Below are 21,399 nucleotides of genomic sequence, written 5' to 3' on the forward strand. Positions count from 1 at the left end.
ATCGGAAATCAATTGGTTCGCTGACGAAAGTCCCGCCATCCTGCTCGCGGCTACTGCCCGTAGCGCCCCTGCAAATAACGCCAGCTTGCCCGCAGGCCCAGCGCTTCGCCGCCGATCGGCCGACCCGGCTTGACCGCGGGCCGCCAGGCAAATGTGTCGAAATGCGCCCAGGGCACGGATTCGGGCGCGAATTTCTTCAGGAACAGCGCTGCGGTGATACAGCCGGCAAAACCACCGGCTGCGCTGTTCACGCAATCGGCGATATTGCTGTTCAGCATCGCATCATAGCCGGACCATAAGGGCATTTGCCACAGCGGGTCGCTTTCATCGCCACCCGCCTGCAGCAGACCGTCCGCCATATCCTTGTCATCGCAGAACATCGCCGGCAAGTCGGGCCCCAGAGCGACGCGAGCCGCACCGGTCAGCGTTGCGAAATCGATGATCATTTCCGGCTCTTCCTCGCCGGCCAGCGTCAGCGCATCGCCCAGTACCAGCCGTCCTTCGGCATCGGTATTGGTGATCTCGACGGTCAGCCCCTTGCGGCTGTTCAATATATCGCCGGGACGCAGGGCATTGCCGTCGATCGAATTTTCCACCGCAGGCACCAGCAGATGCAGGCGCACCGGCAGCTTGGCTTCCATCACCATCCGCGCCAGCGCAATCGCATGGGCAGCGCCGCCCATGTCCTTTTTCATCAGCATCATGCCGGCCGGAGATTTCATCGACAGCCCGCCGCTGTCAAAGGTCACACCCTTGCCGACAATCGCGATTTTCGGATGATCGGCCTTGCCCCATTTCAGTTCGAGCAGGCGCGGCGCATGGGCACGCATCGCGGCCTTTCCGACGCCGTGGATCATCGGAAAATGCTCTTCCAGCGTATCGCCGCGCGTCACTTTCAGCTCTCCGCCGTGCTGGGCCGCCAGCTTGTCGACAATATCTTCCAGCTTGTCCGGCCCCATATCGGCCGCCGGGGTGTTGACCATGTCCCGGACCATCGCGGTCGCTTCGGCCTGACGCACCGCTTCATCGCGCTGACCGATAGCGTCGTTGACCAGCAGCACGCTCGGTCCCTGCCGGTCGGGCAATTCCTTGTAGCGGTCAAATTCATGTTGCGAGATCAGCCAGCCGAACAATGTCCCCTTGGCGCTGATGTCCTGCAGACGATAATTGCCCTCGGGCAGACTGCCGCCCAGCTTGGCCAGCGACCAGGCGTCGAGCTTGTTCCGGTCAGCTACACCGGCAACAACCGAAAAGTCGCCGGTGACCGACTTGTCATCGCTCTTGCCGCCGACCGGAGGCAGCAGCAGATAGGAGTCGGGATTGGCGACAAAACGATAGGCCTTCACAATCGCGCGGATGGTCTCCGGCTGGCCCTTCAGCCAGTCTTCGAAACTGCCTACATCCAATATCTGGATATTGCGTGCTGCCTGGCCGGAGTCGGCCTCGATCAATGCCTTAAAATCAGTCATATGGTCGCTATAGGCACAGATTTGGCGAAGCGCGAGAGTCTATTCAGCGGCGATGGCCTCTGCTTCGGCTGGCTGCTCGGGCAGACGCGCCGCTCCGGCACTGGGCCTGGAGAAAACAATGACGCCATCGTTCACCGCCTTGTGCCGCAAATTGATGATATCCTTCGGATAATTCTGGTTGAGCCGCCACGGTTTGCGATCCCCCTGTTTCGGCAGATCCTTGATCGCCCGCTGGACATAGCCCGAACTGAAATCGAGCATCGGCTCGGTCCCCATCGTCTCGCCAACCGGCAAGGTCGGTGTCGCAATCGGCGTTCCGTTCTTGTCCATATAGTTGACCAGACGGCAAACATATTCGCTGGTCAGGTCGGCTTTCAGCGTCCAGCTGGCGTTGGTATAGCCCATCGTCATCCCGAAATTGGGGATGCCGGAGAACATCACGCCCTTGTAATTGATCTTTTCGCCGAAATTGACCGGTTGTCCATCAACCGAAATTTTCGCGCTGCCGCCGGTGAGCATTTTCAGTCCGGTAGCGGTCACGATGATATCCGCCTTTATCATCTTGCCGGATTTCAGCTTGATGCCGTCCCTGGTAAATTTTTCCACCTGATCGGTGACAATCGATGCCTTGCCCGATTTGATCGACGCGAACAGATCGCTGTCGGGCACCAGACACAGGCGCTGGTCCCACGGATTATAGCTCGGCGTATAATGGGTCATGTCGACGTCCGCGCCCATTTCATCCTGCACCATCTCCAGCAGCCGTTGCTTGAAGCCGGCGGGTTTCTTGCGCGCCAGATTGAACATGAAAATGCCCAGCAGCACATTCTTCCAGCGGGTCAGCAGATAGGCAAGCTTGGCCGGCAGGAACTTGCGCAACCGCAAGGCCCATTTATCCTCGCCCGGCCGCGATACGATATAGGTCGGTGAACGCTGCAGCATCGTCACATGCTCCGCCGTTGCCGCCATCGAGGGCACCAGCGTCACCGCAGTCGCGCCGCTGCCGATCACCACAACTTTCTTGCCGCTATAGTCGAGATCTTCGGGCCAGAATTGCGGATGCACGATATCGCCGGCGAAATCCGCCTTGCCGGGAAAGTCGGGATTATGGCCCTGCTGATAATCATAATAGCCGGAACACATGTGCAGGAAATTGCATTTTACGGTGCTGTGCGTACCGTCGCCATGGGCCAGCGTGACGGTCCACAGCGCCTCTTCGCTCGACCAGCTGGCATCCACCACCTTGCGGTTGAAGCGGATCTTGTCGTGCAGGCCATATTCGTCGACGGTTTCGTTAAGATAGGTCAGGATAGACGGCGCGTCGGCAATGGCGCGGCGTGCGGTCCAGGGTTTGAAATTATAACCCAGCGTATACATGTCGCTGTCCGACCGGATGCCGGGATATTTGAACAGGTCCCAGGTCCCGCCCAGCCGCTCTCTCCCCTCGACAATGGCAAAGCTCTTGCCGGGGCATCTTTTGGTCAGGTGAACCGCTGCGCCAATACCGGACAGACCGGCACCGACAATCAGGACGTCAAGAATTTCGTTTTTCATCCCGCCACCTTACTGACATGGATGTTAGTTGGCAAGTGGGAGCTTTTGCCCGGCCTAATCGTTGATCAGGGTGAGCGAGCGGAACAGCCCCTGATCGAGCTTTTCGTCAAAACGGCAGCCGATTTGGCCGCCTTTGCACCAGATGGTGGTTGCCGAAACCGGGCTGCTGCCGTCGAAGCGCAACCAGAGATTGGTACCGTCCGAAAATTTCGAATCGCAAGAAAGCCGGCAGCCATAGACTGAGACATCCACCAGTTCGCCGGACTTGGTCGCCTTGGTCGCTTTGCCGTTCTGCCGGATCGAGGTACGCTGGATCTGGACCGGGTGGCGGTCCATCTGACGATGTTCAATCAGCGCGGGCTTCACCGCGCGAAATTGTGAATGCATGTACCTCATCGCCGTTCCCCTTGAAAAAGGGCTTAGCAAAATCTGCTCAACAAATGGTAAACGACCGTAAACAGGATATTATTTCCCTGATTATCGGGCCGTCGGGGTCATTCCGCTGCCTCGAGTTCCGGCTCGTTATCGCCGGCGCCCTGCTGCGAATTCGGGCCGTAAAATTGCATGACTCCGTCATCGACCGGATCGTTGAGCAATATCTTCTTGTCGAACAGATAATCCTGGTTGAGCTTCCACGGCATCGCGGTGCTGTTGCGCGGCAGTTCGTTGATCGACCGCTGGATATAGCCGGACGAGAAATCGAACAATTGCTCCTGCTCCAGCTCCCTGTTCAGCACCGGATTGGCGATCCGCGTCGAGGTCGCGTCCATATGGTTGAGCACGCGGCAGGTATATTCCGAGACAATATCCGCCTTCAGCGTCCAGCTCGCGTTGAGATAGCCGAACACGATCGCCAGATTGGGAATGTCGGAGAACATGCAGCCCTTGTAATAATAATGGTCGGGCCAGTTCACCTTTTTGCCATCGACATCGAACGCGACCTTGCCGGCGACCGCCAGCTTCAGCCCGGTCGCGGTGACGATCACATCGGCGTCGATCGTCTCGCCGGATTTAAGCTTGATGCCGCTCTCGGTCACGGTCTCGATATGGCCGGTCTTCAGATCGGCTCTGCCGTCGGCAATCGCCTTGAACATGTCGCCGTCGGGCACCAGGCACAGGCGCTGCTCCCACGGACCATATGGCGGCGTGTAATCTTCCTTCACATATTTGTCGCCGAGCTCTTTCTTCATCGGCTTTTCAAGCTTGTCGATGACCTTCTGCGGATTGTCGCGCGCGGTGCGGAAGGTAATGTCCTGCATCCAGACATTCTTCTTGCGGATGATATTATAGGCCCATTGTTCCGGCATGATCTTGCGCAGGAAATTGGCCAGCCAGTCTTTCGACGGGGCCGAGGCATACCAGGTCGGTGTCCGCTGCAGCATCGTCACATGGCTCGCTTTTTCCGCCAGCACCGGAACGATGGTCACGGCGGTGGCGCCGCTGCCGATGATCACCACCTTCTTGCCCGTATAGTCAAAATCCCTGGGCCAGAATTGCGGGTGAACCACGTCGCCCTTGAAATTGGCCAGCCCCTCTATCTGCGCGTCATAGGGATTGTCATAGTCATAATAGCCGGCGCCCATATAGACGAAATTGGCGTGCATCACGACCTTGCTGCCGTCGGATTTCTCCGCCGTCACCGTCCAGCGCGCATCCTCGCTCGACCAGCTGGCCGACAGCACTTTATGGCCGAAATGGATATGTTTCTCCAGATCATGCTTGGCCTTGATCCGGTGGAGATAGTTGATGATCGAGGGACCGTCGGCGATCGACTTCTGCTCGGTCCACGGCTCGAAACTGAAGCCCAAAGTGTGCATGTCGCTGTCGCTGCGGATGCCGGGATATTGGAACAGGTTCCAGGTCCCGCCGATATCGTCGCGGCGCTCGACAATCGAAAAGCTCTTGCCCGGACATTTGTTGCGCAGATGCACCGCCATCCCGATACCCGAAATCCCGGCGCCGACGATCATCACGTCGACCGATTCAATTGCTGCACTGCTTTTATTCACGATCTGAGTCGCCATTGCCGTCTCTCCCAGCTTTTTTCATGTTATGCCATTGGCGGGGACGAGTTGCAATTGAAGATTTAACTGGCCGGTTAATGGAAGCCCTTCTCCCGTGAGGGAGAAGGGTACGTAATCTTGCCACCAGAGCGTCAGCGAAGGTGGTTAGACGAAGTTGGATGAGGGTATACCGATGGTCGGTTGCTGTGCTGCGACGGTCAGTACGCCCTCACCCAGCTGCGACTAGGCAGCAAGCTGCCAAGTCTCCACAACCCTCTCCCGCACGGGAGAGGGGAGAAGTAGGGGAGAGGCAGCAAGCCCACTTAACACCCCCGCCAAAGCGTGATAGCGGCAGCGCATCGAAACGATCTTCCTCTTGATCGCCCTCGCCCTCGCGGCAGCAGGCCTCACGCTGATGGTGCGCAGCGATCTGCTGTTCATCCGCAACGGCACCCGCCATGTCCCGGCCCAGATCGTCCGCCACCAGATGAAGCGGCGCGGCGGCACGACGCTGTATAGCGCGGTGCTGCTGGTGCCCGACGAGCGCGGCGGCTTTATCGAGGTCCGCGATCCCTTGGCCACACCCTTCCCGACCCCGGTAATCGGCGAGCGCCTCACCGTCGTCCACCCGACCGGCTACCCGGCGAGAGCGCGCATCCCCTATCCGTGGTTCCGGGCGGGGGTGTACGGGGTGCTGGGCTACGGGTTTGTGATGTTCGGGCTGGAGTTGACGGGACTGGGGTGAAGGGTGGACTTGTTGGCGACCTTCTTAAGCCTTCATCGCGTATCGTCCGTTATAGACGCAGAAGGCGACATTGAAGAAAGTGAAACGGTCGGTCCGCTACCGCCCCGATTGCAGACCTTTCTCAGCCAATCAAACTTTACTAATTTCTGCCATTCGATGAAAGGCTTATCCCTGTGTGGCCTTTCGACAGCTTCTCACCGTTCGATAGTTTTCGGGCAATCCGAATAGGTCTCAGTTGTTACTGTCAAACACAGCCAAAGCTGAAGTCGTCTTTCAGAATGAAGTCTTCAGTAGATATCATTTGTCTGCATGAACGCTTTTCACCCAGCTCTGGTCATCCGCGCTGACAGTCGTGAACGGGAACTAGTGCTTCGAAAGCGGGCATGCTTCCATCAGCCACCAAACGCCTGATTCGCGATGAAGATTTTAACCCCAAGACCGATCAAAATTAGCCCTCCCAGGACTTCGGCCCATTTGCCAATTCTTGCTCCGACAAGCGCGCCTAGATAAACGCCAGGATATGTTAGAGCTGATGTGGTCAAACCGATAACAACGCAGGCGAGGACGATTGGTGTGCCAAAACTCGGCAATGTAATGCCGGCGACGGCAGCATCGATGCTTGTTGCAATGGAAACGATCAGCAGGGGCCATATTGCCAATTCTTTCATTGCCTCTTCAGGGTCGCGGTCAAGACCTTCCTTAATCATTCGAAGGCCGAGGCCACTCAAAAGAATGAGCGCGATCCAGTGAGCCGCCGTCTCTACAACAGAGGCAAATGCAATTCCTAGTGCCCATCCGAGCAAAGGCATTATTGCCTGAGCCAATCCAAAGGCAATGCTCATCCGCAGCGCTGTGGCGCGGCTCGGGCGACTTGACGCGCCCTGCGCGACCGCAGCCGCGAAGGCATCCATTGCCAAACCTAAAGAGAGCAGAACAAGGGAGATCATCATCATGCCTGCCCCTTGAAACAATTGGTACATGAACTCAACAAATTCATATTCTTACAGTCCGCTGCGAAATGGTCAGCGGACGAGATGATATCCTGAACCTATTGTCCGTAAGCTGTCGATTATCGACCGTGAGCGGACGGTCTTCTAACCACCCATTAGCTGAAATGTCGAAATATGCTATGTTGCCCCGATGGCCTCTCCGAATCCGTTGAACTCACTGCTGACCATCTTCAATATTAAGAAGAAGTCGGACCTCATTGATCACTGTCGCCAGTCGGTAATCGATGCCGAGGATTTAGCCAACCTGACCTTGGCCTGCATGACCGAGGTGATCCCCATTCGCCACTTCAGGTTCCATAAGCATCATCATCCCGAACATTTAGTACCCAAAGAAAGGGATCACGAGGCACTTGCTCGCAACGGGGTGGGGCCGTTGTCGAAGGACGCGAAACGGTTCGTGAACAAAATCGACCAGATGCTCGAACAACGACGGCTCTTCAACGGCCACCTGTTTATCCCGGCAGAATATCCCACCGATTGGCATTTGTTCTACTTTAATCAAAGGGATGTTGACCGCCATCGCAACCACTGGGAGCTTGGCGAGCATATCCACCTAATGAACATGGTCACACATCCGCAGCTCCCAGTTCTCGAACTGGTGAAGAAATTGGAAAGCGAGGACCGACCGAAGCTTGGAGGAGGCTTGCACATTCGGTATCAGCGTTGACTCTCATTATATGTCAAGTTCCCACCCACTTGCTACCTTCAATCACGGTCAAAGCTAACGTCTACTGCAAGAATGAAGCAGACATTAGAAATGAAACACTCAAACCACGGCTTTCCTACAATCCACCAAATAGGTTATATTAACTCCATTTAACAAACCATATCTGGCCCGCTGCGCCATTGTGCTGCGGTCGGGATGGTTTCTTTGGAAGGAGTAGGATGTATGACTTTTCAGGATGAATTTGCACGGCGGCTGAACGCGGTGCGGGGTTTGGGTGACGGTGGGGAGGATGCTCCGGATAAATCCGTTCGTCTCGAGCGCAGTCGAGAGACTGGTGATGGCGGAGACGTGTCTCGACTTCGCTCGACACGAACGGGTGGGGATGACGGTGATGATAATACCGTTCGTCCTGAGCCTGTCGAAGGACGCCTATCGTCTGAACACTGTCCTTCGACAAGCTCAGAACGAATGGACCAAAACGACAACAGCGCCCCTCCCTCCCCCGCCACCCGCCACGACGGCTGGCACCTTGATCTCCGCGTCAAATTCCTCGAGGCGCTCGCGCAGACCGGCAATGTCCAGGCGTCGGCCTATTTTGTCCAGCGGACGCGGCAGTCGGCCTATGATCTGAAACGGCGCGATCCGGATTTTGCGCGGGCGTGGCTGGCGGCGCTGGTGCTGGCGCGGGAGGAGGCGCAGGACAAGTTGCAGGAGCGGGCGATCGAGGGCGTCGAGGAGGAGATTTTCTATCACGGCGAGGTCGTCGCGACGCGGCGGCGCTATGACAGCCGGCTGCTGCTCGCCCATCTCGCCCGGCTCGACAAGATCGCCGGGCAGATCCCGGCGCAACGCGGCGCGGCGCGCTTTGGCGATATGCTGGAGGCTATCGGCAAGGGCGAGGACACCGCCCCGCTGATCGCCACCCCGACCGAGGAGGAGCTGGCGGTGCTGGCCGCCGAAGCCGAAACGCACGTGCAGCCTGTGCCGGAGGAAGAAGGCGAGGAATTTTACGCGGTCACCTTCCCCGACCATGACGGCCCGCCCGACTATTATCGCCTGACCCCCGAAGAAGCCGCCGACATGGAACGTGAGGTCCCCGGCCTGACCGCCCAGGCGACCGGCATCACCGACGACGCGACGATCAACGCGCTGGCATTCCACGCGCAGGCGATGGCGGAATCCGGGCTGGATGAGGCAGACGGGGTGGAGAATGGAATAAATCTATAACAGTGTAAAGTTTGTAAAGATCATGTGGGGGTGAAAGTGCCACCGTCATTGCGAGGAGCGGAGCGACGCGGCAATCCAGCGCGGCAAACGCCGACCATAGTGACAAGACGCCCTGGATTGCTTCGCTACGCTCGCAATGACGAATGTTGATAGATACCGTTCGTCTCGAGCGCAGTCGAGAGACCCGTGACGGCGGAAAAGTGTCTCGACTTCGCTCGACACGAACGGGTGGGGGGATGGTGACTTTAACACCGTTCGTCCTGAGCCCGATCATAAGCCCCTCATCTTCAGAAGTTTCGGGTCGATCAGTCCCCCGGACTGATCTGAAACGGCCGGGGGCCGTTTCACCCGGAACTGGGTTGGGGTGGTGGCGATGCGAAAGCATCGCTCGCGTGAGCGAATTGCGGTGGAATGGAGATGTTGGAATGAAAACGCAAACGCAGCGCTCGGAGGAGAGAAACCACCCCAACCCCTCCTTTGAAAAGGAGGGGCTTAAGAAGGAAGAGCAAACTCGTCATCCTGAACTCGTTTCAGGATCTCGGGCGTCTAAATCGGAAGTTGGTGGCAAGTGGGAAGAGGTCCTGAAACGAGTTCAGGATGACGGGATACTACCCAGCAGCAACCCCGAACAGATCATGCTCGTCGGCATCCTCGATCACCGCGTCGATGATATCGCCGACCGACAGGCTGGCAGGGACGTTGCGGAGGAAGACATTGCCGTCGATCTCGGGAGCATCGGCTTCGGATCGGGCGGTCGCACCGACATCGCCGTCTTCATCGGGTTCGCCGATGTCGTCGATGATCACCGGCAGGGTGCGGCCGACCTTGGCCTGCAGCTTGGCGGCGCTGATCCGGGCGGTGACTTCCATGATCCGCTGGTAACGCTCTTCCTTGACCTCTTCGGGCAAAGCGCCGTCGAGGGCATTGGCAGCCGCTCCTTCGACGGGCTCAAAGCGGAACGCGCCGACGCGGTCGAGCTGGGCTTCCTCGAGCCAGTCGAGCAGATATTTGAAGTCGTCCTCGGTCTCGCCGGGAAAGCCGACGACGAAGGTCGAGCGGATGGTGAGATCGGGGCAGATATCGCGCCAAGATTTGACCCGCTGCAGCACCTTGGCCTCGTTGGCCGGGCGCTTCATCCGCTTGAGGACGTTGGGCGCGGCGTGCTGGAACGGGATGTCGAGATAAGGCGTGATCTTGCGCTCGGCCATCAGCGGGATGACCTTGTCGACATGGGGATAGGGATAGACATAGTGGAGACGGGTCCACACGCCCTTGCCTTCCGGCGTCCGCAGCTCGCCAAGCGCGGCGGCGAGATCGGTCATATGGGCGCGGACTTCGCGTCCCTGCCCGGTCGGGCCGTTCCACTGGCGCGGCTGGTGGCGGATATCGACGCCATATGCCGAGGTGTCCTGGCTGATCACCAGCAGTTCCTTGGTGCCGGCCTCGACCAGCTTCTCCGCTTCGCGCAAGATCGCGTCGGGGCGGCGGGAGACAAGGTCGCCGCGCAGGCTGGGGATGATGCAGAAGGAACAGCGATGGTTGCAGCCTTCGGAAATCTTGAGATAGCTGTAATGGCGCGGGGTCAGCTTGAGACCCGCTTCGGGCACCAAGTCGACGAACGCGCCGCGGGCGGCCGGAGCCGCAGCGTGAACCGCGGTGACGACATCCTCATATTGATGCGCGCCGGTGACGGCGAGCACATCGGGGAAGCGCTTCATGATCATGTCGGCTTCATTGCCCATGCAGCCGGTGACGATCACGCGTCCGTTCTCGGCCATCGCTTCGCCAATCGCCTCGAGGCTCTCCTCCTTGGCGCTGTCGAGAAAGCCGCAGGTGTTGACCAGCACAACGTCGGCACCGGCATAGTCGGCCGACAGGTCATAGCCGTCGGAGCGCAGCTGGGTGAGAATGCGTTCGCTGTCGACCAAAGCCTTGGGACAGCCGAGCGAGACCATGCCCACTTTGGGCGGAGAAGGAATTTGGGTTGCCATATTGCGCGGCCTTTAGGCGTGTTTTGCAGGGGAGTCACGTCAGATGTGAAGACAGCGATGTTGGCGGCTCCGCGCCAGCGCTTGTCGAAGGACCGGTCCGGGCATATAAATGCCGCTGATCCGGGGAGCATGTTCCGACTGGCGCAGCATCTTCGGACGGAAAACAGGAGGAGGATGTTATGAATATATTCGATCTGAACTGGATTGCGGTCATCGTCGCCGCGCTGGCGGGCTTTCTGGTCGGCGGCATCTGGTACGGCCCGGTAATGGGCAAGAAATGGATGGGCGCGGTCGGGCTGACCGAGGAGCAGATCAAAACGGGCAATATGGGCAAGATCTACGGCGGGGCGTTCGCGTTCAGCCTGGTCGCCTCGTGGACGCTGGCGCACACGTTCGCGACTTATGCGACGGATCTGGATTTCGGGATCAAGGTGCTCACCGCCTTTGGCGTCGCGCTCGGTTTCATCGTCCCGGCAATCGGCACCAACTATCTCTTCTCGCAAAAGAGCAAGGCGCTATTCTTCATCGATGCCGGATACTGGCTGCTCTTCTACATCGCGATGGGCGCGGTGCACGCGTGGCTTGGCTAATGAATAGAAGGAGTTAACAACAATATTGAAAAGCCGGTCCGGCAGGAAGACGCCGGGGTTGCCAAAAATTTGGGAGGGAGTGACAACACCCGGCTTGCCGATATAACCAGCAAGCCAGGGATTGGTTCCCTCCGGCCGGAAAAAATCGGATCGGATTGAACGATATGCCCGCTCCGTGCGTAGGCCTTGCATCGATAGCCAATGCAACAGCCGGAGCAACAGGATGGAACTGGTCGACATATTGCGGTGGACCGCAAGCATCAGCGGCATGATCGCCGCCGCCATGGTCTCGCTCAACGCCGGCGCCAGGGTCAGCGGATGGGGCTTCGTGCTGTTCTGTGGATCGTCGATCGTCTGGGTGACATCATCGCTGCTGGACGGCAACAATCCGCTGGCGGTGCAGAATGTCGTGCTGCTGGGTATCAACCTGTTCGGCGTCTACCGCTATCTGTGGCGCAAGCCGAAAGAAAAGGCGGCGGATTGAACCGGAGCGAGGATCAGGTCCGCCCGGCGAGCGTATCGGCGATGATCCGCCAGACCCTGGGGTTGAAGCCGAGCCCCATATGGCCCCCATCGACGCGGATATTGCGGGCCTGGGGATTGTAGATGTCCCTGGCGATATCGGGCCCGACAATGCCGTCGCGGTCGGAATAGAGCACGGTCAGCGGCTGGTCGAAGCCGATGCTGTTGCGCTGATGCACCTCGCGCTCGAACTGGTCGAGCCTGATATTGGCGGACCGGGCGTAGCGCTGGCCCGGCGTGGTATATTTGGGACCGCCGATGATCGGCGTACCCATGGTGATCACCTCCCGCACCAGATGCGGCGACAGGCGAGCGACCTCGCGGGCAATGATCCCGCCCAGCGACCAGCCGATCAGGGTGAGAGGCTGCTCGCCATTGCCGGCGAACCGCTCTTCGGCAACCGCGGTAAAACGCGCGACATCCCGGTCCACAGAGCCCTTATTGCGACCGAGCGACCAGTCGGCGACGTCGTAGTTGATCCGCCTGAGAAAGCCTTCCAGCGGCCGCATCGACAGCTCGCTGCCGCCATAGCCGGGGATCAGATAGACCGGCCGCCCGTCGCCGCGTGGTGCGGTAACCAGCCGCGGCCATTGCAGGCCGAACCGTAACAGATCCAGCGGCAGGGACAGTTCGCCAAGCTGCGCCAGCCTGTGCGGCGGGCGAAGCCCGGTGGGCATTGGTATAGTGTCAGCCATCAGTCAGCTCCATGAATAAGCCATCAAGATAGTGGTTTATCTCGCAGGTGCAACATGAACTAAGGAACAGGCAGGCTCAGGCGGGTTCCCTGTCCGACGCCTCCGCGCCATTACCGGGAATGATCTCGACGATAATATCGCCTGCCTCGAGCATCTTCGCTTCCGCTTCCCAAAACCCAATCACCGTGTCCCCTCGGTATATGCGAACACCCAGCCCCGAACCGACAACTTCGCTCATCGCCATGCCGACTTCATCCTCGGTAACCGCTCGCTGGACCAGCTTGACCCGGCCGGTGGCCGAAGCGAGATCGCTGAGATAGTCGGAAATCTTTGCGCCTTCGCAGCTGCCGGCGAGCAGCAGGCCTGCGAAACTGACGGGATTGATCACGGTAGTCGCACCGGCCTGCCGCGCCAGCAGTTCATTGTCCGCTGCCTTGATCGAAACGCTGATTGGCAAATGATAGGCGAGATGCCGCGCGGTAAGCACGATCAATATGCTGGTGTCATCCCGTCCGGCCGAAACGATCAGCGAGCGCGCTCGCGATATTTTCACATTCATCAATGAATTGTCGCGCGTAGCATCGCCATTGATCACCGCGCAGCCCAGCTTCTCTGCGAGCGACAAGGCGTCGTCCGATGTGTCGATCACGACAATCTCTTCCGGCTTGGTCCCGCGAGCGAGCAGTTCCTGCACAGCCTCGCTGCCGCTCGTGCCAAAGCCGGCGATCACGATATGGTCGTGCAAATTGCTTTGAATAAGTTTCATGCGCCAATTGTCCCAGGTCCGTTTGAAAACAAAATTATAGGCCGTGCCGACAAAGATTAGCACGACGAAGATTCGAATAGGAGTCACAACCAGCGCGTCGAACATCCGCGCCCGTTCGGTGACCGGAGCGATGTCGCCATAGCCGGTGGTGGTGATCGAGATCATCGTAAAATAGACGACGTCGAGAAAGCTCACATCGCCGTCATAGCTGTCCTGAAGTCCAGTGCGGTCGAAATAATGGACCGAAACAGCCATCCCGATGAGACCGAGGACAAAGGCGACGCGCCACGCGATATCCGCCCAAATCGGCAGACTCGAACGCCGACGCAGAGTGAAATAATCAGAAATCTTACGTCGGTTGCCGTTTGCCATCGCGGGTCAGCTGCGTTTCGGCAGATGGCTGTTCGGATCGACCGGCTTGCGGTCCTTGCGGATCTCGAAATGCAATTGCGGCTCCTCTACATAGCCGCTTTCGCCAGCGAGCCCGATAATGTCACCTGCTTTAACTTTCGCGCCACGAACCACATTCAGCTTGTCGGCATGGCCATAAGCGGTAACCCAGCCGGAACCATGGTTGATCAGAATAAGACCACCGAACACACCGATTTCGTCGCCGCTATAGGCAACGACACCATCAGCCGACGCACGAATTGGCGTACCTTTGGCGACACCGATATTAAGCCCGTCGTTGACCTTCCCGCCGCCTTTGCTGCCAAAACTGGAAATTACCTTACCATCCACGGGCCATTGGAAGCGTCCGGAGAAGTTGGTCGGAGTGGCGATGGTTGCATTGGGCGTGATGGCTTTCCGCCAATCGGATGGCTCGTTCGCTGTGGCACCGTCGGCAAGCGCAGGCTGGCTGCCGGTGACTATATCGTCAATATCGAGATTAAAAGCGGCCGCGCGTTGCTCGATGCTCAGATTGGCCAGATCGCCGGTTGCTGATGCCGGCAGTAGCAACTTCTGTCCCACGCGCAGGATATAGGGCTCTGCCAGCGCGTTCAGCGCCACGACTTCGTGCCATGGAGCTCCATAAGCGCGCGCGATCGCGATACCTGTCTCTCCCGCATTGACCGCATGATAGCGTCCGCCGGTAATTTTGAGCCGCTGCCCCGGATGGATAATATAAGGTTCGGCCAACCCGTTTGCCGACGCGATAATCTGCGAACCCGCACCTGTTTTGTTAGCAATTCCACGCAACGTGTCGCCGGGTTGCACAATATATGTACCCGCTTCCACCCGTTGGGCATTGGCCGTGACGGGGCTCGCCTGCCAAGTCGAAAGCGGCGCCTGTTCAGGCGCGGTGCCAAGAACGGCAGGATCCGTGAACAACTGAGGTTGGGTTGGCGCCGGGACATAATCGTCACGGCCCGGTGGAATGCAGGCGGCGACTGCGAGGATCAATATCAGGATCGCAACGTGACGCATATTTGACCCCATTAACCAACTCTTCCCCATGCTGGAACGTTATTAGCAGCAAAAGCGCAGCTTGCCAGCCCCGCTGGCCCAAGCATAGTTAATTCTTCCTGCTGCCGTTCGCAATCAGGGGTAAAGTTTCTTTAGACCATCCATAGAATCATAATGGGTTAAGTCGAGATGGAGCGGTGTGATTGAAACGTAGCCGTCAGCGATGGCTTCCAAATCGGTACTGTGCGCAGGCGTTTCCACCATCGGGCCAAGGCCGAACCAGTGATATTCAAAGCCTCGCGGATCGCGGTTGCTGACAATCTGCAGTCGGCCGTAGTCACGGATACCCTGCGATACGATCCTCACTCCCTTGACTTCACTCGCCGGGAGAGCCGGGAAATTGATGTTCACCAGCGTCCTGTAATCCATGCGTTGCTTGATTAGAGGTCGGAGCACCCGTTCACCCCATTGCACCGCCGCGTCGAACGGTACATCCGCCCCCAGATCTCCCCGTGCATAGGCTTGGCTGAGCGCGATTGAAGGAATTCCTGCCAACGCGCCTTCCATAGCGGCGGAGACGGTGCCCGAATATGTCACATCCTCCCCGAGATTCGCGCCACGATTGACGCCGGACAAAATAAGATCAGGCGGACCGTCTTTCATGATCTTGGCCACAGCCATCAATACGCTGTCGGTTGGTGTACCATCGACCGAATATTGCTGGTCGCCGCGCTTGCGAATACGAAGCGGCCGGGTGATGGTCAGCGAGTGGCCGGCACCCGAATTCTCGTCGGACGGCGCGACAATCCAGATATCGTTGGAAAAATGCTGCGCGATATCGAGCAGAATCTTCATGCCCGGCGCATCGAAGCCATCATCATTGGTCAGCAATATCCGCATCAGCTTGGCTCCAGCCTGTCGATGCCGCCCATATAAGGCAGCAGTGCCGACGGAATAGTAACAGATCCGTCCGCCTGTTGGTAATTTTCAAGCACGGCTACCAAAGTGCGGCCAACGGCAAGACCGGAACCGTTGAGCGTGTGAACGAATCTCGTTCCCTTTTCCTCACCTTCAGGACGAAAACGGGCATTCATCCGCCGCGCCTGATATTCACCGCAAGTCGAAATGCTGGAAATCTCGCGATAGGTGTCCTGGCCCGGCAACCAGACCTCCAGATCATATGTTTTGCGCGCCGTCGCCCCCATATCACCCGTACACAACAGCATCTTGCGATAAGGCAGTTCGAGCGCCTTGAGGATCGATTCTGCCGCTTCGGTCATCCGCAGATGTTCGGAATCGCTATCGTCAGGATGAACGATCGCGACCATCTCGACTTTTTCAAACTGATGCTGACGGATCAGACCTTTCGTATCCTTGCCGGCAGAACCAGCTTCGCTACGGAAGCAGAGGGTCAGCGCGGTCAATCGCATTGGCAGCTGCGCCTCGTCCAGTATCTGCCCGTTTACACTGTTGGTCAGACTGACTTCTGCGGTCGGGATCAGCCAGTGACCATTGGTTGTGTGGAACGAATCCTCGGAGAATTTGGGCAGCTGACCTGTGCCGAACATGGCCTCATCGCGAACCAGAACCGGTGGAGCGCATTCCTGATAGCCATTTTTCATCGTCTGCTGATCGAGCATATATTGGCCAATAGCACGCTGTAGTCTGGCCATCTGTCCGCGCAGGAACGCAAAGCGCGAACCGGACATGGCGGCGGCAGTCTCGAAATCCAGCCCCAAGGCAGGACCGATATCGCTATGTTCTTTCGGATCAAAATCAAACTTGCGCGGCTCGCCCCAGCGTTCAACCTCTACATTATTGTCTTCATCTGCGCCGAGCGGGACACTATCTGCCGGAAGATTCGGCAGTGCGGCCAGCATATCCTGCAATCGGCCTGAGACTTCCCGCTCTTCTTCTTCAAGCCCGGGCATTGTACTTTTCAGTTCGGCGACTTCCGCCATCAACGCCTGAGCAGCTTCGTCGTCTCCCTGGCCTTTCGCTTTCCCGATAGCCTTCGATGCTTCATTGCGTCGAGCTTGCCCATCCTGCAGCCGGGTTTTCAGCGCCCGGCTTTGCTCGTCCAGCCGCAGTATATTCTGAGCCACTGCTGCGACTCCGCGCTTCGCCAGCGCGGCATCGAACTCTTCGGGATTTTCGCGAATATATTTTATATCATGCATGGCAAAAGCCTATGCCGAGCGTCTGTTTCACTTGCAAGACTACAAAGCAAAAAGCGGCCAGATTGCTCCGGCCGCTTTTCAGATTATTTCGGTTGGCGCTTATTTAAGCAGCGACTGTCTTTTTTGCCTTACGACGACGCGCAAACAAGGCTGCCGCGGCTGCGCCGAATAGCAAGACTACCGGTGGTGCCGGAACTTCGGTACCGCCTGTAGAACCGCCAGTACTGCCACCGGAAGAAGAACTTGAGCTGCTGCTCGACGAGCTGGAGCTGGATGAACTACCCGAGGAACCGGACGACGTGCTGTTGCCGCCAAAACTCGAAGACCCGCCTGTCGCGCCAGAAGAACTGCTCGTGGAGCTGCCACCGGAGCTCGAGGAAGATGAACTGGAACTGCTGGATGAGCTACTGCTGGACGAACCTGAACTACCCGAAGACCCCGAACTACCCGAAGAACCGTTGGAGCCACCAGATGAGCCGTGCCCACCGGAAGATCCATGTCCGCCACTGGACCCGTGGCCTCCGCTGGATCCGTGCCCACCGCTGGATCCACCGGGTTTACCCGGTTTGCCTCCACTGGAACCAGAAGAACTGGATGAACTGCTCGACGAGCTACTGGACGAACTCGACGACGACGAACTGCTGCCTCCCGTAGAAGTGCTCGTTGAACCGCCCGTGCTGGTCACGCCGCCAGTGGAGGTGCTGGTGGAGCCACCGCTCGTTGAACTGCCCCCCGACGATGTACTTGTTGAGCCACCACTGCTGGTCGAAGAAATTACGACGCTACCGCCACCGGAGCTGCCGCCACCGAAAAATCCTCCAAAAAATCCGCCGGAACTTCCGCCATATCCACCGCTGCCACCGATCACGACCGGCACAGAGCCGCCGCCATCAATCATAGGCGGAGCAGGTGGCAGATATGAAGGCAAAGGAACCGGCATCGGCTGCGCTGCCGGCGTCTGGGCGATGGTAACCACGGTTGGCTGGCAAGCTGTCACCGTTTTGGTAACGGTGCGCCGTGTACGTTTGATCTTGCGGGCAGGCTCACCTTTGCGAACCATCCGGGCGCGGACCGGCTGCTTCTTGGTTTGCTTCTTCACATAAGGCGCTGCAGGCGCTTCTGACACGTGAACCGCACCGCCGCCAATTAATGCCCCGCCGCAAGTGCAGGCACATAATTTTGCTAAAGCCATCCGTACCGACATAATATCATCTCTCTTCCGCTGTGGAGGCGATAAGAGAGTCAGCATTTAACCGCTGACTTCCCATTTCGCTCTCCCGACATGCATCAGAAAGACAGAATAAATCGTAAACCACAATTACGTTAACCCTGTTTCCTCGTCCCAAATGACAAAAAAGCTTAGCAGTTTATATCCAACCACGGTTAATGTCCCGAATTGGAACCACTATGGATGCGATTGTTGCGAAAGCCTGATAAAATTGCGTGAATTTGACCGTGATGGGAGAACCGTCAGCGAATGGACTCCGTCAAAATGCCCACTGTGCCAACACTTATGGCGCTCAAAATTTTCTCATTTTGGGATATTTAAAATATCGAGTATTTTGCGCCTTGTTTCAAGCAAGTGTGCTCGGTATAGCCCCGCCGTGTAAATAGTTCCAGCCTTCCGGATTCGGACAGGGCAGATGTTTGGAGAGTATGTTGGCATCCTCGGCGAAAAAAGCATCGGCAAAAAATAGCGCGAATGGCGCAGATCCAGTTCTTGCAGACGGTTATGAACCCAGCGAAGACGAAGAGTTTATGAACGAGCATCAGCTCGCTTTTTTCAGACAGGCTCTGAAAAAATGGAAACAAGAAATCATCGATGAATCCAAAGAAACTCTGGCACATTTGCAGGATGGTCCAATTCAGGAAGCCGACCTGAACGACCGAGCATCAAGCGAAACCGACTGGGGCCTGGAGTTGAGGACCCGCGATCGTCAACGCAAGCTAACTTCCAAAATCGATGCGGCATTGCGCAGGATCGACGAAGGCGAATATGGCTATTGTCAGGTGACAGGCGAGCAGATTTCGCTCGACCGTCTGAAAGCCAGACCGATAGCTACGATGACCGTCGAGGCGCAGGAAGCGCACGAACGGAACGAGAAAATATCCCGCGATCAGTGACCTGAGCTAACGCTCCGACACACCCTAGGAGCAGTTAGGTTCCTGAGATTAAACACATTCATTGATGTCCGCACAACGGCGCACATTCCTTGCCCAAAAAAACTCCTAGACATTAACCAAATTTGCACGAATTTCGCTCTATTCCACGCATTACGAAACATGAATTTACATATATCGACTGCGGGAAACCTATGAGAGAGACATTTGACGATAGTCTGAAAATGAACAGTCAGGCCGTTGACCACCCGAAGCGCCAGCTGGACCGGGACAGTCTGTTTCTAAAAGCAGAGTTGCGCTTCGTTGACGGCGACGACTGCGGTGAAGTGCGGATCCGGAATCTATCGGCAGGCGGTTTGATGGCCGAAGCACCCGTACTCGCCAAGCGGGGCGACAATGTGGAAATTGAACTGCGCAATATTGGCCGTATCACCGGTTATGTCGCCTGGGTTGCCCAAGGCAGGTTTGGCATCGCATTCGATCATCCCATCGACCCGAAACTAGCCAGAAAACCAGTCGGACAGAAAAAATCCGATTTGCCGCAATATCTGCGCCAGCAAGCCAATAAGTCTATTCCCCTGCGTCACGGACAGCGTCCTCGGTAGAACATGCCTGATGGTCCACATTAAGCTTGATTCGAATAACGTCCCTGCATAGGACCGATTAATCAGTCGATTAAACGGGAGCAGAACATGGCAGGACCACTAGCCGGCATCAATATTATTGAATTCGCCGGAATCGGCCCCGGTCCATTCTGCGGCATGGTGCTTGCAGATCAGGGGGCCACGGTGACCGTTCTCCATCGTCCAGGCCAAGCCCCTGACCCCCGCCTCGCACTTTCGCGCTCTCGCAATTTGGTCGAGATCGATCTGAAGTCAGCCGAAGGAATCGAGACGGCTCGAAAACTGGTCAAAAATGCTGACGGCTTGATCGAAGGTTTCCGTCCCGGTGTTATGGAGCGGCTGGGGCTCGGGCCCGACGTGTTGCTCGCGGACAATCCAGGCTTGGTCTATGGCCGGATGACAGGTTGGGGCCAATATGGTCCGCTCTCCGCCGCAGCAGGCCACGACATCAACTATATTTCAATTTCCGGTGCCCTGCATGCCTTCGGACGGGCCGGCGAAAAACCGACCCCGCCGATCAACATGGTAGGCGATTTTGGCGGCGGTGGAATGATGCTTGCATTTGGCATGGTTTCAGCGCTTCTCAATGCCAAAACCGGTGGAACCGGACAGGTTGTTGACTGCGCGATGACCGACGGCTCTGCCGCATTGATGGCGATGATTTTCGACTTTCACAATATTGGTCAATGGCAAGACGATCGGGGCGTCAACCTGCTGGACACCGGCGCACATTTCTACGACAGCTACGAGACATCCGACGGTAAATTCATCTCGATCGGGTCGATCGAGCCGCAATTTTACGCGCAGCTTCGGCAGGTGGCTGGCATTGCAGACGATACAGACTTCGACGCGCAGATGAACCCAAAACAATGGCCAGCGTTGAAGGAGAAGCTGACGGCGCTGTTCAAGACCAAGACCCGCTCTGAATGGTGCGACCTGATGGAAGCAACGGACATCTGTTTTGCACCCGTTCTGTCGCTGACGGAAGCAAAGGAGCACCCGCACAATATCGCAAGGCAGACCTTTGTCGATGTCGGCGGAATGATGCAGCCAGCACCGGCGCCGCGCTATTCGGTTACAGTGTCTGATCCTCCCAAACGCCCTGCTTGAGCCGGGCCAATAATTCTATCTGCATATCGGGGTCCAATCGCCAACTGGCTACCGTCCTGCAAGATTACGAAACGTTTGCGGCCTTTACGGCGAACTTCCGAGATGCAATCACGCCGGACGATGGCCGACCGGTGAACGCGGACAAACAGGCTGTCGGGCAACAGGCTTTCCAGCGAACGCATGGATTGGTGCAGCAAATAGCTGCGGCCCGGCAAATATAGCCTCATATAGTCCCGTTCCGCTTCTACCCACTCAATATGCGAAACCATCAACTGCAGCGACCCGGTACCATCCTGCACCCAGAGACGTTGAGCGAGATCAGGCTCATGGTCCTCGTGGCCGCGGGCAAGATTGGTGATGGCCCGCTCGACGGCCTCCCGCAACAAGGCCTCCTTGACCGGCTTCAGTAGATAATCGGTGACTTCCAGCCGAAATGCCTGGACCGCATATTTATTGTGCGCGGTCGTAAAAATAATTTCCGGTATCCGCGCCATGCCCCCACAAAATTCCGCTACTTTCAGACCGGACAAATCGGGCATGTCGACATCAAGCAACAGGATATCCGGTTGTAGCCGCTTGATTTTATCCAAGGCCTGACGGCCTCCGTTAGCTAATTCAATCGTTTTAAAAAGCCCGGTCCGTTCACACAGCGCCTTGAGGCGGGAACGGGCCAGCGGTTCGTCGTCGACAATCAACACCGATGGCGGGTTTGCGGCCAT

At 57.4% G+C, this 21,399-nt stretch carries 22 protein-coding genes; 10 read left to right on the forward strand and 12 right to left on the reverse strand.

From position 1 onward, the window contains the following. Positions 1-50 precede the first annotated feature (50 nt). From AACZ86_RS10535 to AACZ86_RS10550, 4 genes are all read right to left on the reverse strand, one after another. Complete coding sequence (locus tag AACZ86_RS10535) at positions 51-1,469, reverse strand: leucyl aminopeptidase family protein (RefSeq protein ID WP_339692218.1); 1,419 nt, start codon at positions 1,467-1,469, stop codon at positions 51-53. Positions 1,470-1,508: 39 nt separating this feature from the next. Further along, positions 1,509-3,023 (reverse strand): NAD(P)/FAD-dependent oxidoreductase, encoded by a 1,515-nt coding sequence (locus AACZ86_RS10540; protein WP_339692219.1) that lies wholly within the window; start codon positions 3,021-3,023, stop codon positions 1,509-1,511. Between the two features lie 54 nt (positions 3,024-3,077). Next, the gene (locus AACZ86_RS10545; RefSeq protein WP_339692220.1) at positions 3,078-3,410 is read right to left on the reverse strand and encodes a PilZ domain-containing protein; all 333 of its coding nucleotides are present in this window, start codon (positions 3,408-3,410) and stop codon (positions 3,078-3,080) included. A gap of 107 nt (positions 3,411-3,517) precedes the next feature. Continuing rightward, positions 3,518-5,047, reverse strand: coding sequence for an NAD(P)/FAD-dependent oxidoreductase (locus AACZ86_RS10550; RefSeq protein WP_339692221.1), 1,530 nt, complete (start codon positions 5,045-5,047; stop codon positions 3,518-3,520). A 355-nt stretch (positions 5,048-5,402) separates the two neighbouring features. On the opposite strand from AACZ86_RS10550, the gene AACZ86_RS10555 reads away from it, so the two are divergent. Next, the gene (locus AACZ86_RS10555) at positions 5,403-5,771 is read left to right on the forward strand and encodes a hypothetical protein (RefSeq protein WP_339692222.1); all 369 of its coding nucleotides are present in this window, start codon (positions 5,403-5,405) and stop codon (positions 5,769-5,771) included. Between the two features lie 392 nt (positions 5,772-6,163). Here AACZ86_RS10555 and AACZ86_RS10560 read toward each other — a convergent pair whose 3' ends face one another. Continuing rightward, positions 6,164-6,751 carry a manganese efflux pump MntP family protein gene (locus AACZ86_RS10560; RefSeq protein WP_339692223.1) on the reverse strand — a complete coding sequence of 196 codons (588 nt, stop codon included), beginning with the start codon at positions 6,749-6,751 and terminating at the stop codon, positions 6,164-6,166. A gap of 178 nt (positions 6,752-6,929) precedes the next feature. Here AACZ86_RS10560 and AACZ86_RS10565 point away from each other — a divergent pair, with 178 nt between their 5' ends. Next, positions 6,930-7,448: a hypothetical protein gene (locus AACZ86_RS10565; protein ID WP_339692224.1), complete on the forward strand. Its 519-nt coding sequence runs from the start codon at positions 6,930-6,932 to the stop codon at positions 7,446-7,448. A gap of 204 nt (positions 7,449-7,652) precedes the next feature. After that, positions 7,653-8,675: a hypothetical protein gene (locus AACZ86_RS10570; RefSeq protein WP_339692225.1), complete on the forward strand. Its 1,023-nt coding sequence runs from the start codon at positions 7,653-7,655 to the stop codon at positions 8,673-8,675. A 608-nt stretch (positions 8,676-9,283) separates the two neighbouring features. On the opposite strand, the gene rimO is transcribed toward AACZ86_RS10570, so the two are convergent. Further along, complete coding sequence (gene rimO / locus AACZ86_RS10575) at positions 9,284-10,666, reverse strand: 30S ribosomal protein S12 methylthiotransferase RimO (RefSeq protein ID WP_339692226.1); 1,383 nt, start codon at positions 10,664-10,666, stop codon at positions 9,284-9,286. A gap of 179 nt (positions 10,667-10,845) precedes the next feature. Between rimO and AACZ86_RS10580 the strand changes: the two genes are divergently transcribed. Together AACZ86_RS10580 and AACZ86_RS10585 are read left to right on the forward strand one after the other, a co-directional pair. Then, positions 10,846-11,256: a DUF1761 domain-containing protein gene (locus AACZ86_RS10580; protein WP_339692227.1), complete on the forward strand. Its 411-nt coding sequence runs from the start codon at positions 10,846-10,848 to the stop codon at positions 11,254-11,256. A gap of 223 nt (positions 11,257-11,479) precedes the next feature. Next, entirely contained in the window at positions 11,480-11,740 is a 261-nt protein-coding gene (locus tag AACZ86_RS10585; RefSeq protein WP_339692229.1) for a hypothetical protein, read from the forward strand. Positions 11,741-11,753: 13 nt separating this feature from the next. On the opposite strand, the gene AACZ86_RS10590 is transcribed toward AACZ86_RS10585, so the two are convergent. From AACZ86_RS10590 to serS, 5 genes are all read right to left on the reverse strand, one after another. Next, positions 11,754-12,473, reverse strand: coding sequence for an alpha/beta hydrolase (locus AACZ86_RS10590; RefSeq protein ID WP_339692231.1), 720 nt, complete (start codon positions 12,471-12,473; stop codon positions 11,754-11,756). Between the two features lie 76 nt (positions 12,474-12,549). Continuing rightward, positions 12,550-13,611 carry a potassium channel family protein gene (locus AACZ86_RS10595; protein ID WP_339692233.1) on the reverse strand — a complete coding sequence of 354 codons (1,062 nt, stop codon included), beginning with the start codon at positions 13,609-13,611 and terminating at the stop codon, positions 12,550-12,552. Between the two features lie 6 nt (positions 13,612-13,617). Next, a complete protein-coding gene (locus AACZ86_RS10600; RefSeq protein ID WP_339692235.1) occupies positions 13,618-14,667 on the reverse strand; it encodes a M23 family metallopeptidase in 1,050 nt (349 codons plus the stop codon). Between the two features lie 114 nt (positions 14,668-14,781). After that, on the reverse strand, positions 14,782-15,546 hold the full coding sequence (gene surE / locus AACZ86_RS10605; RefSeq protein WP_339692237.1) for a 5'/3'-nucleotidase SurE: 765 nt from the start codon (positions 15,544-15,546) through the stop codon (positions 14,782-14,784). Then, a complete protein-coding gene (serS, locus tag AACZ86_RS10610) occupies positions 15,546-16,826 on the reverse strand; it encodes a serine--tRNA ligase (protein ID WP_339692238.1) in 1,281 nt (426 codons plus the stop codon). The genes surE and serS overlap by 1 nt, the downstream gene beginning before the upstream one ends. Between serS and AACZ86_RS10615 the strand changes: the two genes are divergently transcribed. From AACZ86_RS10615 to AACZ86_RS10635, 5 genes are all read left to right on the forward strand, one after another. Then, positions 16,825-16,998 (forward strand): hypothetical protein, encoded by a 174-nt coding sequence (locus AACZ86_RS10615; RefSeq protein ID WP_339692239.1) that lies wholly within the window; start codon positions 16,825-16,827, stop codon positions 16,996-16,998. The genes serS and AACZ86_RS10615 overlap by 2 nt on opposite strands. Before the next feature lie 127 nt (positions 16,999-17,125). Continuing rightward, on the forward strand, positions 17,126-17,929 hold the full coding sequence (locus AACZ86_RS10620; RefSeq protein WP_339692241.1) for a hypothetical protein: 804 nt from the start codon (positions 17,126-17,128) through the stop codon (positions 17,927-17,929). A 553-nt stretch (positions 17,930-18,482) separates the two neighbouring features. After that, on the forward strand, positions 18,483-18,950 hold the full coding sequence (dksA, locus tag AACZ86_RS10625; RefSeq protein ID WP_339692243.1) for an RNA polymerase-binding protein DksA: 468 nt from the start codon (positions 18,483-18,485) through the stop codon (positions 18,948-18,950). A 191-nt stretch (positions 18,951-19,141) separates the two neighbouring features. Further along, complete coding sequence (locus AACZ86_RS10630; RefSeq protein ID WP_339692246.1) at positions 19,142-19,552, forward strand: PilZ domain-containing protein; 411 nt, start codon at positions 19,142-19,144, stop codon at positions 19,550-19,552. Between the two features lie 87 nt (positions 19,553-19,639). Then, positions 19,640-20,680 carry a CaiB/BaiF CoA-transferase family protein gene (locus AACZ86_RS10635; protein ID WP_339692247.1) on the forward strand — a complete coding sequence of 347 codons (1,041 nt, stop codon included), beginning with the start codon at positions 19,640-19,642 and terminating at the stop codon, positions 20,678-20,680. On the opposite strand, the gene AACZ86_RS10640 is transcribed toward AACZ86_RS10635, so the two are convergent. After that, positions 20,638-21,399, reverse strand: a complete 762-nt coding sequence (locus tag AACZ86_RS10640; RefSeq protein ID WP_339692249.1) for a LytTR family DNA-binding domain-containing protein — start codon at positions 21,397-21,399, stop codon at positions 20,638-20,640. The genes AACZ86_RS10635 and AACZ86_RS10640 overlap by 43 nt on opposite strands.

The organism is uncultured Parasphingorhabdus sp., assembly GCF_963975735.1.
Classification (GTDB): Bacteria; Pseudomonadota; Alphaproteobacteria; order Sphingomonadales; family Sphingomonadaceae; genus Parasphingorhabdus.

Coding starts and splice junctions, on each gene's coding strand:
- AACZ86_RS10595 (WP_339692233.1), bottom strand. CDS start 13,611: ATGGCAAACGGCAACCGACGTAAGATTTCTGATTATTTCACTCTGCGT.
- AACZ86_RS10600 (WP_339692235.1), bottom strand. CDS start 14,667: ATGCGTCACGTTGCGATCCTGATATTGATCCTCGCAGTCGCCGCCTGC.
- surE (WP_339692237.1), bottom strand. CDS start 15,546: ATGCGGATATTGCTGACCAATGATGATGGCTTCGATGCGCCGGGCATG.
- AACZ86_RS10640 (WP_339692249.1), bottom strand. CDS start 21,399: ATGGCCGCAAACCCGCCATCGGTGTTGATTGTCGACGACGAACCGCTG.
- AACZ86_RS10540 (WP_339692219.1), bottom strand. CDS start 3,023: ATGAAAAACGAAATTCTTGACGTCCTGATTGTCGGTGCCGGTCTGTCC.
- AACZ86_RS10635 (WP_339692247.1), top strand. CDS start 19,640: ATGGCAGGACCACTAGCCGGCATCAATATTATTGAATTCGCCGGAATC.
- AACZ86_RS10545 (WP_339692220.1), bottom strand. CDS start 3,410: ATGCATTCACAATTTCGCGCGGTGAAGCCCGCGCTGATTGAACATCGT.
- serS (WP_339692238.1), bottom strand. CDS start 16,826: ATGCATGATATAAAATATATTCGCGAAAATCCCGAAGAGTTCGATGCC.
- AACZ86_RS10615 (WP_339692239.1), top strand. CDS start 16,825: ATGGCAAAAGCCTATGCCGAGCGTCTGTTTCACTTGCAAGACTACAAA.
- rimO (WP_339692226.1), bottom strand. CDS start 10,666: ATGGCAACCCAAATTCCTTCTCCGCCCAAAGTGGGCATGGTCTCGCTC.
- AACZ86_RS10560 (WP_339692223.1), bottom strand. CDS start 6,751: ATGTACCAATTGTTTCAAGGGGCAGGCATGATGATGATCTCCCTTGTT.
- AACZ86_RS10550 (WP_339692221.1), bottom strand. CDS start 5,047: ATGGCGACTCAGATCGTGAATAAAAGCAGTGCAGCAATTGAATCGGTC.
- AACZ86_RS10585 (WP_339692229.1), top strand. CDS start 11,480: ATGGAACTGGTCGACATATTGCGGTGGACCGCAAGCATCAGCGGCATG.
- AACZ86_RS10535 (WP_339692218.1), bottom strand. CDS start 1,469: ATGACTGATTTTAAGGCATTGATCGAGGCCGACTCCGGCCAGGCAGCA.
- AACZ86_RS10590 (WP_339692231.1), bottom strand. CDS start 12,473: ATGGCTGACACTATACCAATGCCCACCGGGCTTCGCCCGCCGCACAGG.
- dksA (WP_339692243.1), top strand. CDS start 18,483: ATGTTGGCATCCTCGGCGAAAAAAGCATCGGCAAAAAATAGCGCGAAT.
- AACZ86_RS10630 (WP_339692246.1), top strand. CDS start 19,142: ATGAGAGAGACATTTGACGATAGTCTGAAAATGAACAGTCAGGCCGTT.
- AACZ86_RS10580 (WP_339692227.1), top strand. CDS start 10,846: ATGAATATATTCGATCTGAACTGGATTGCGGTCATCGTCGCCGCGCTG.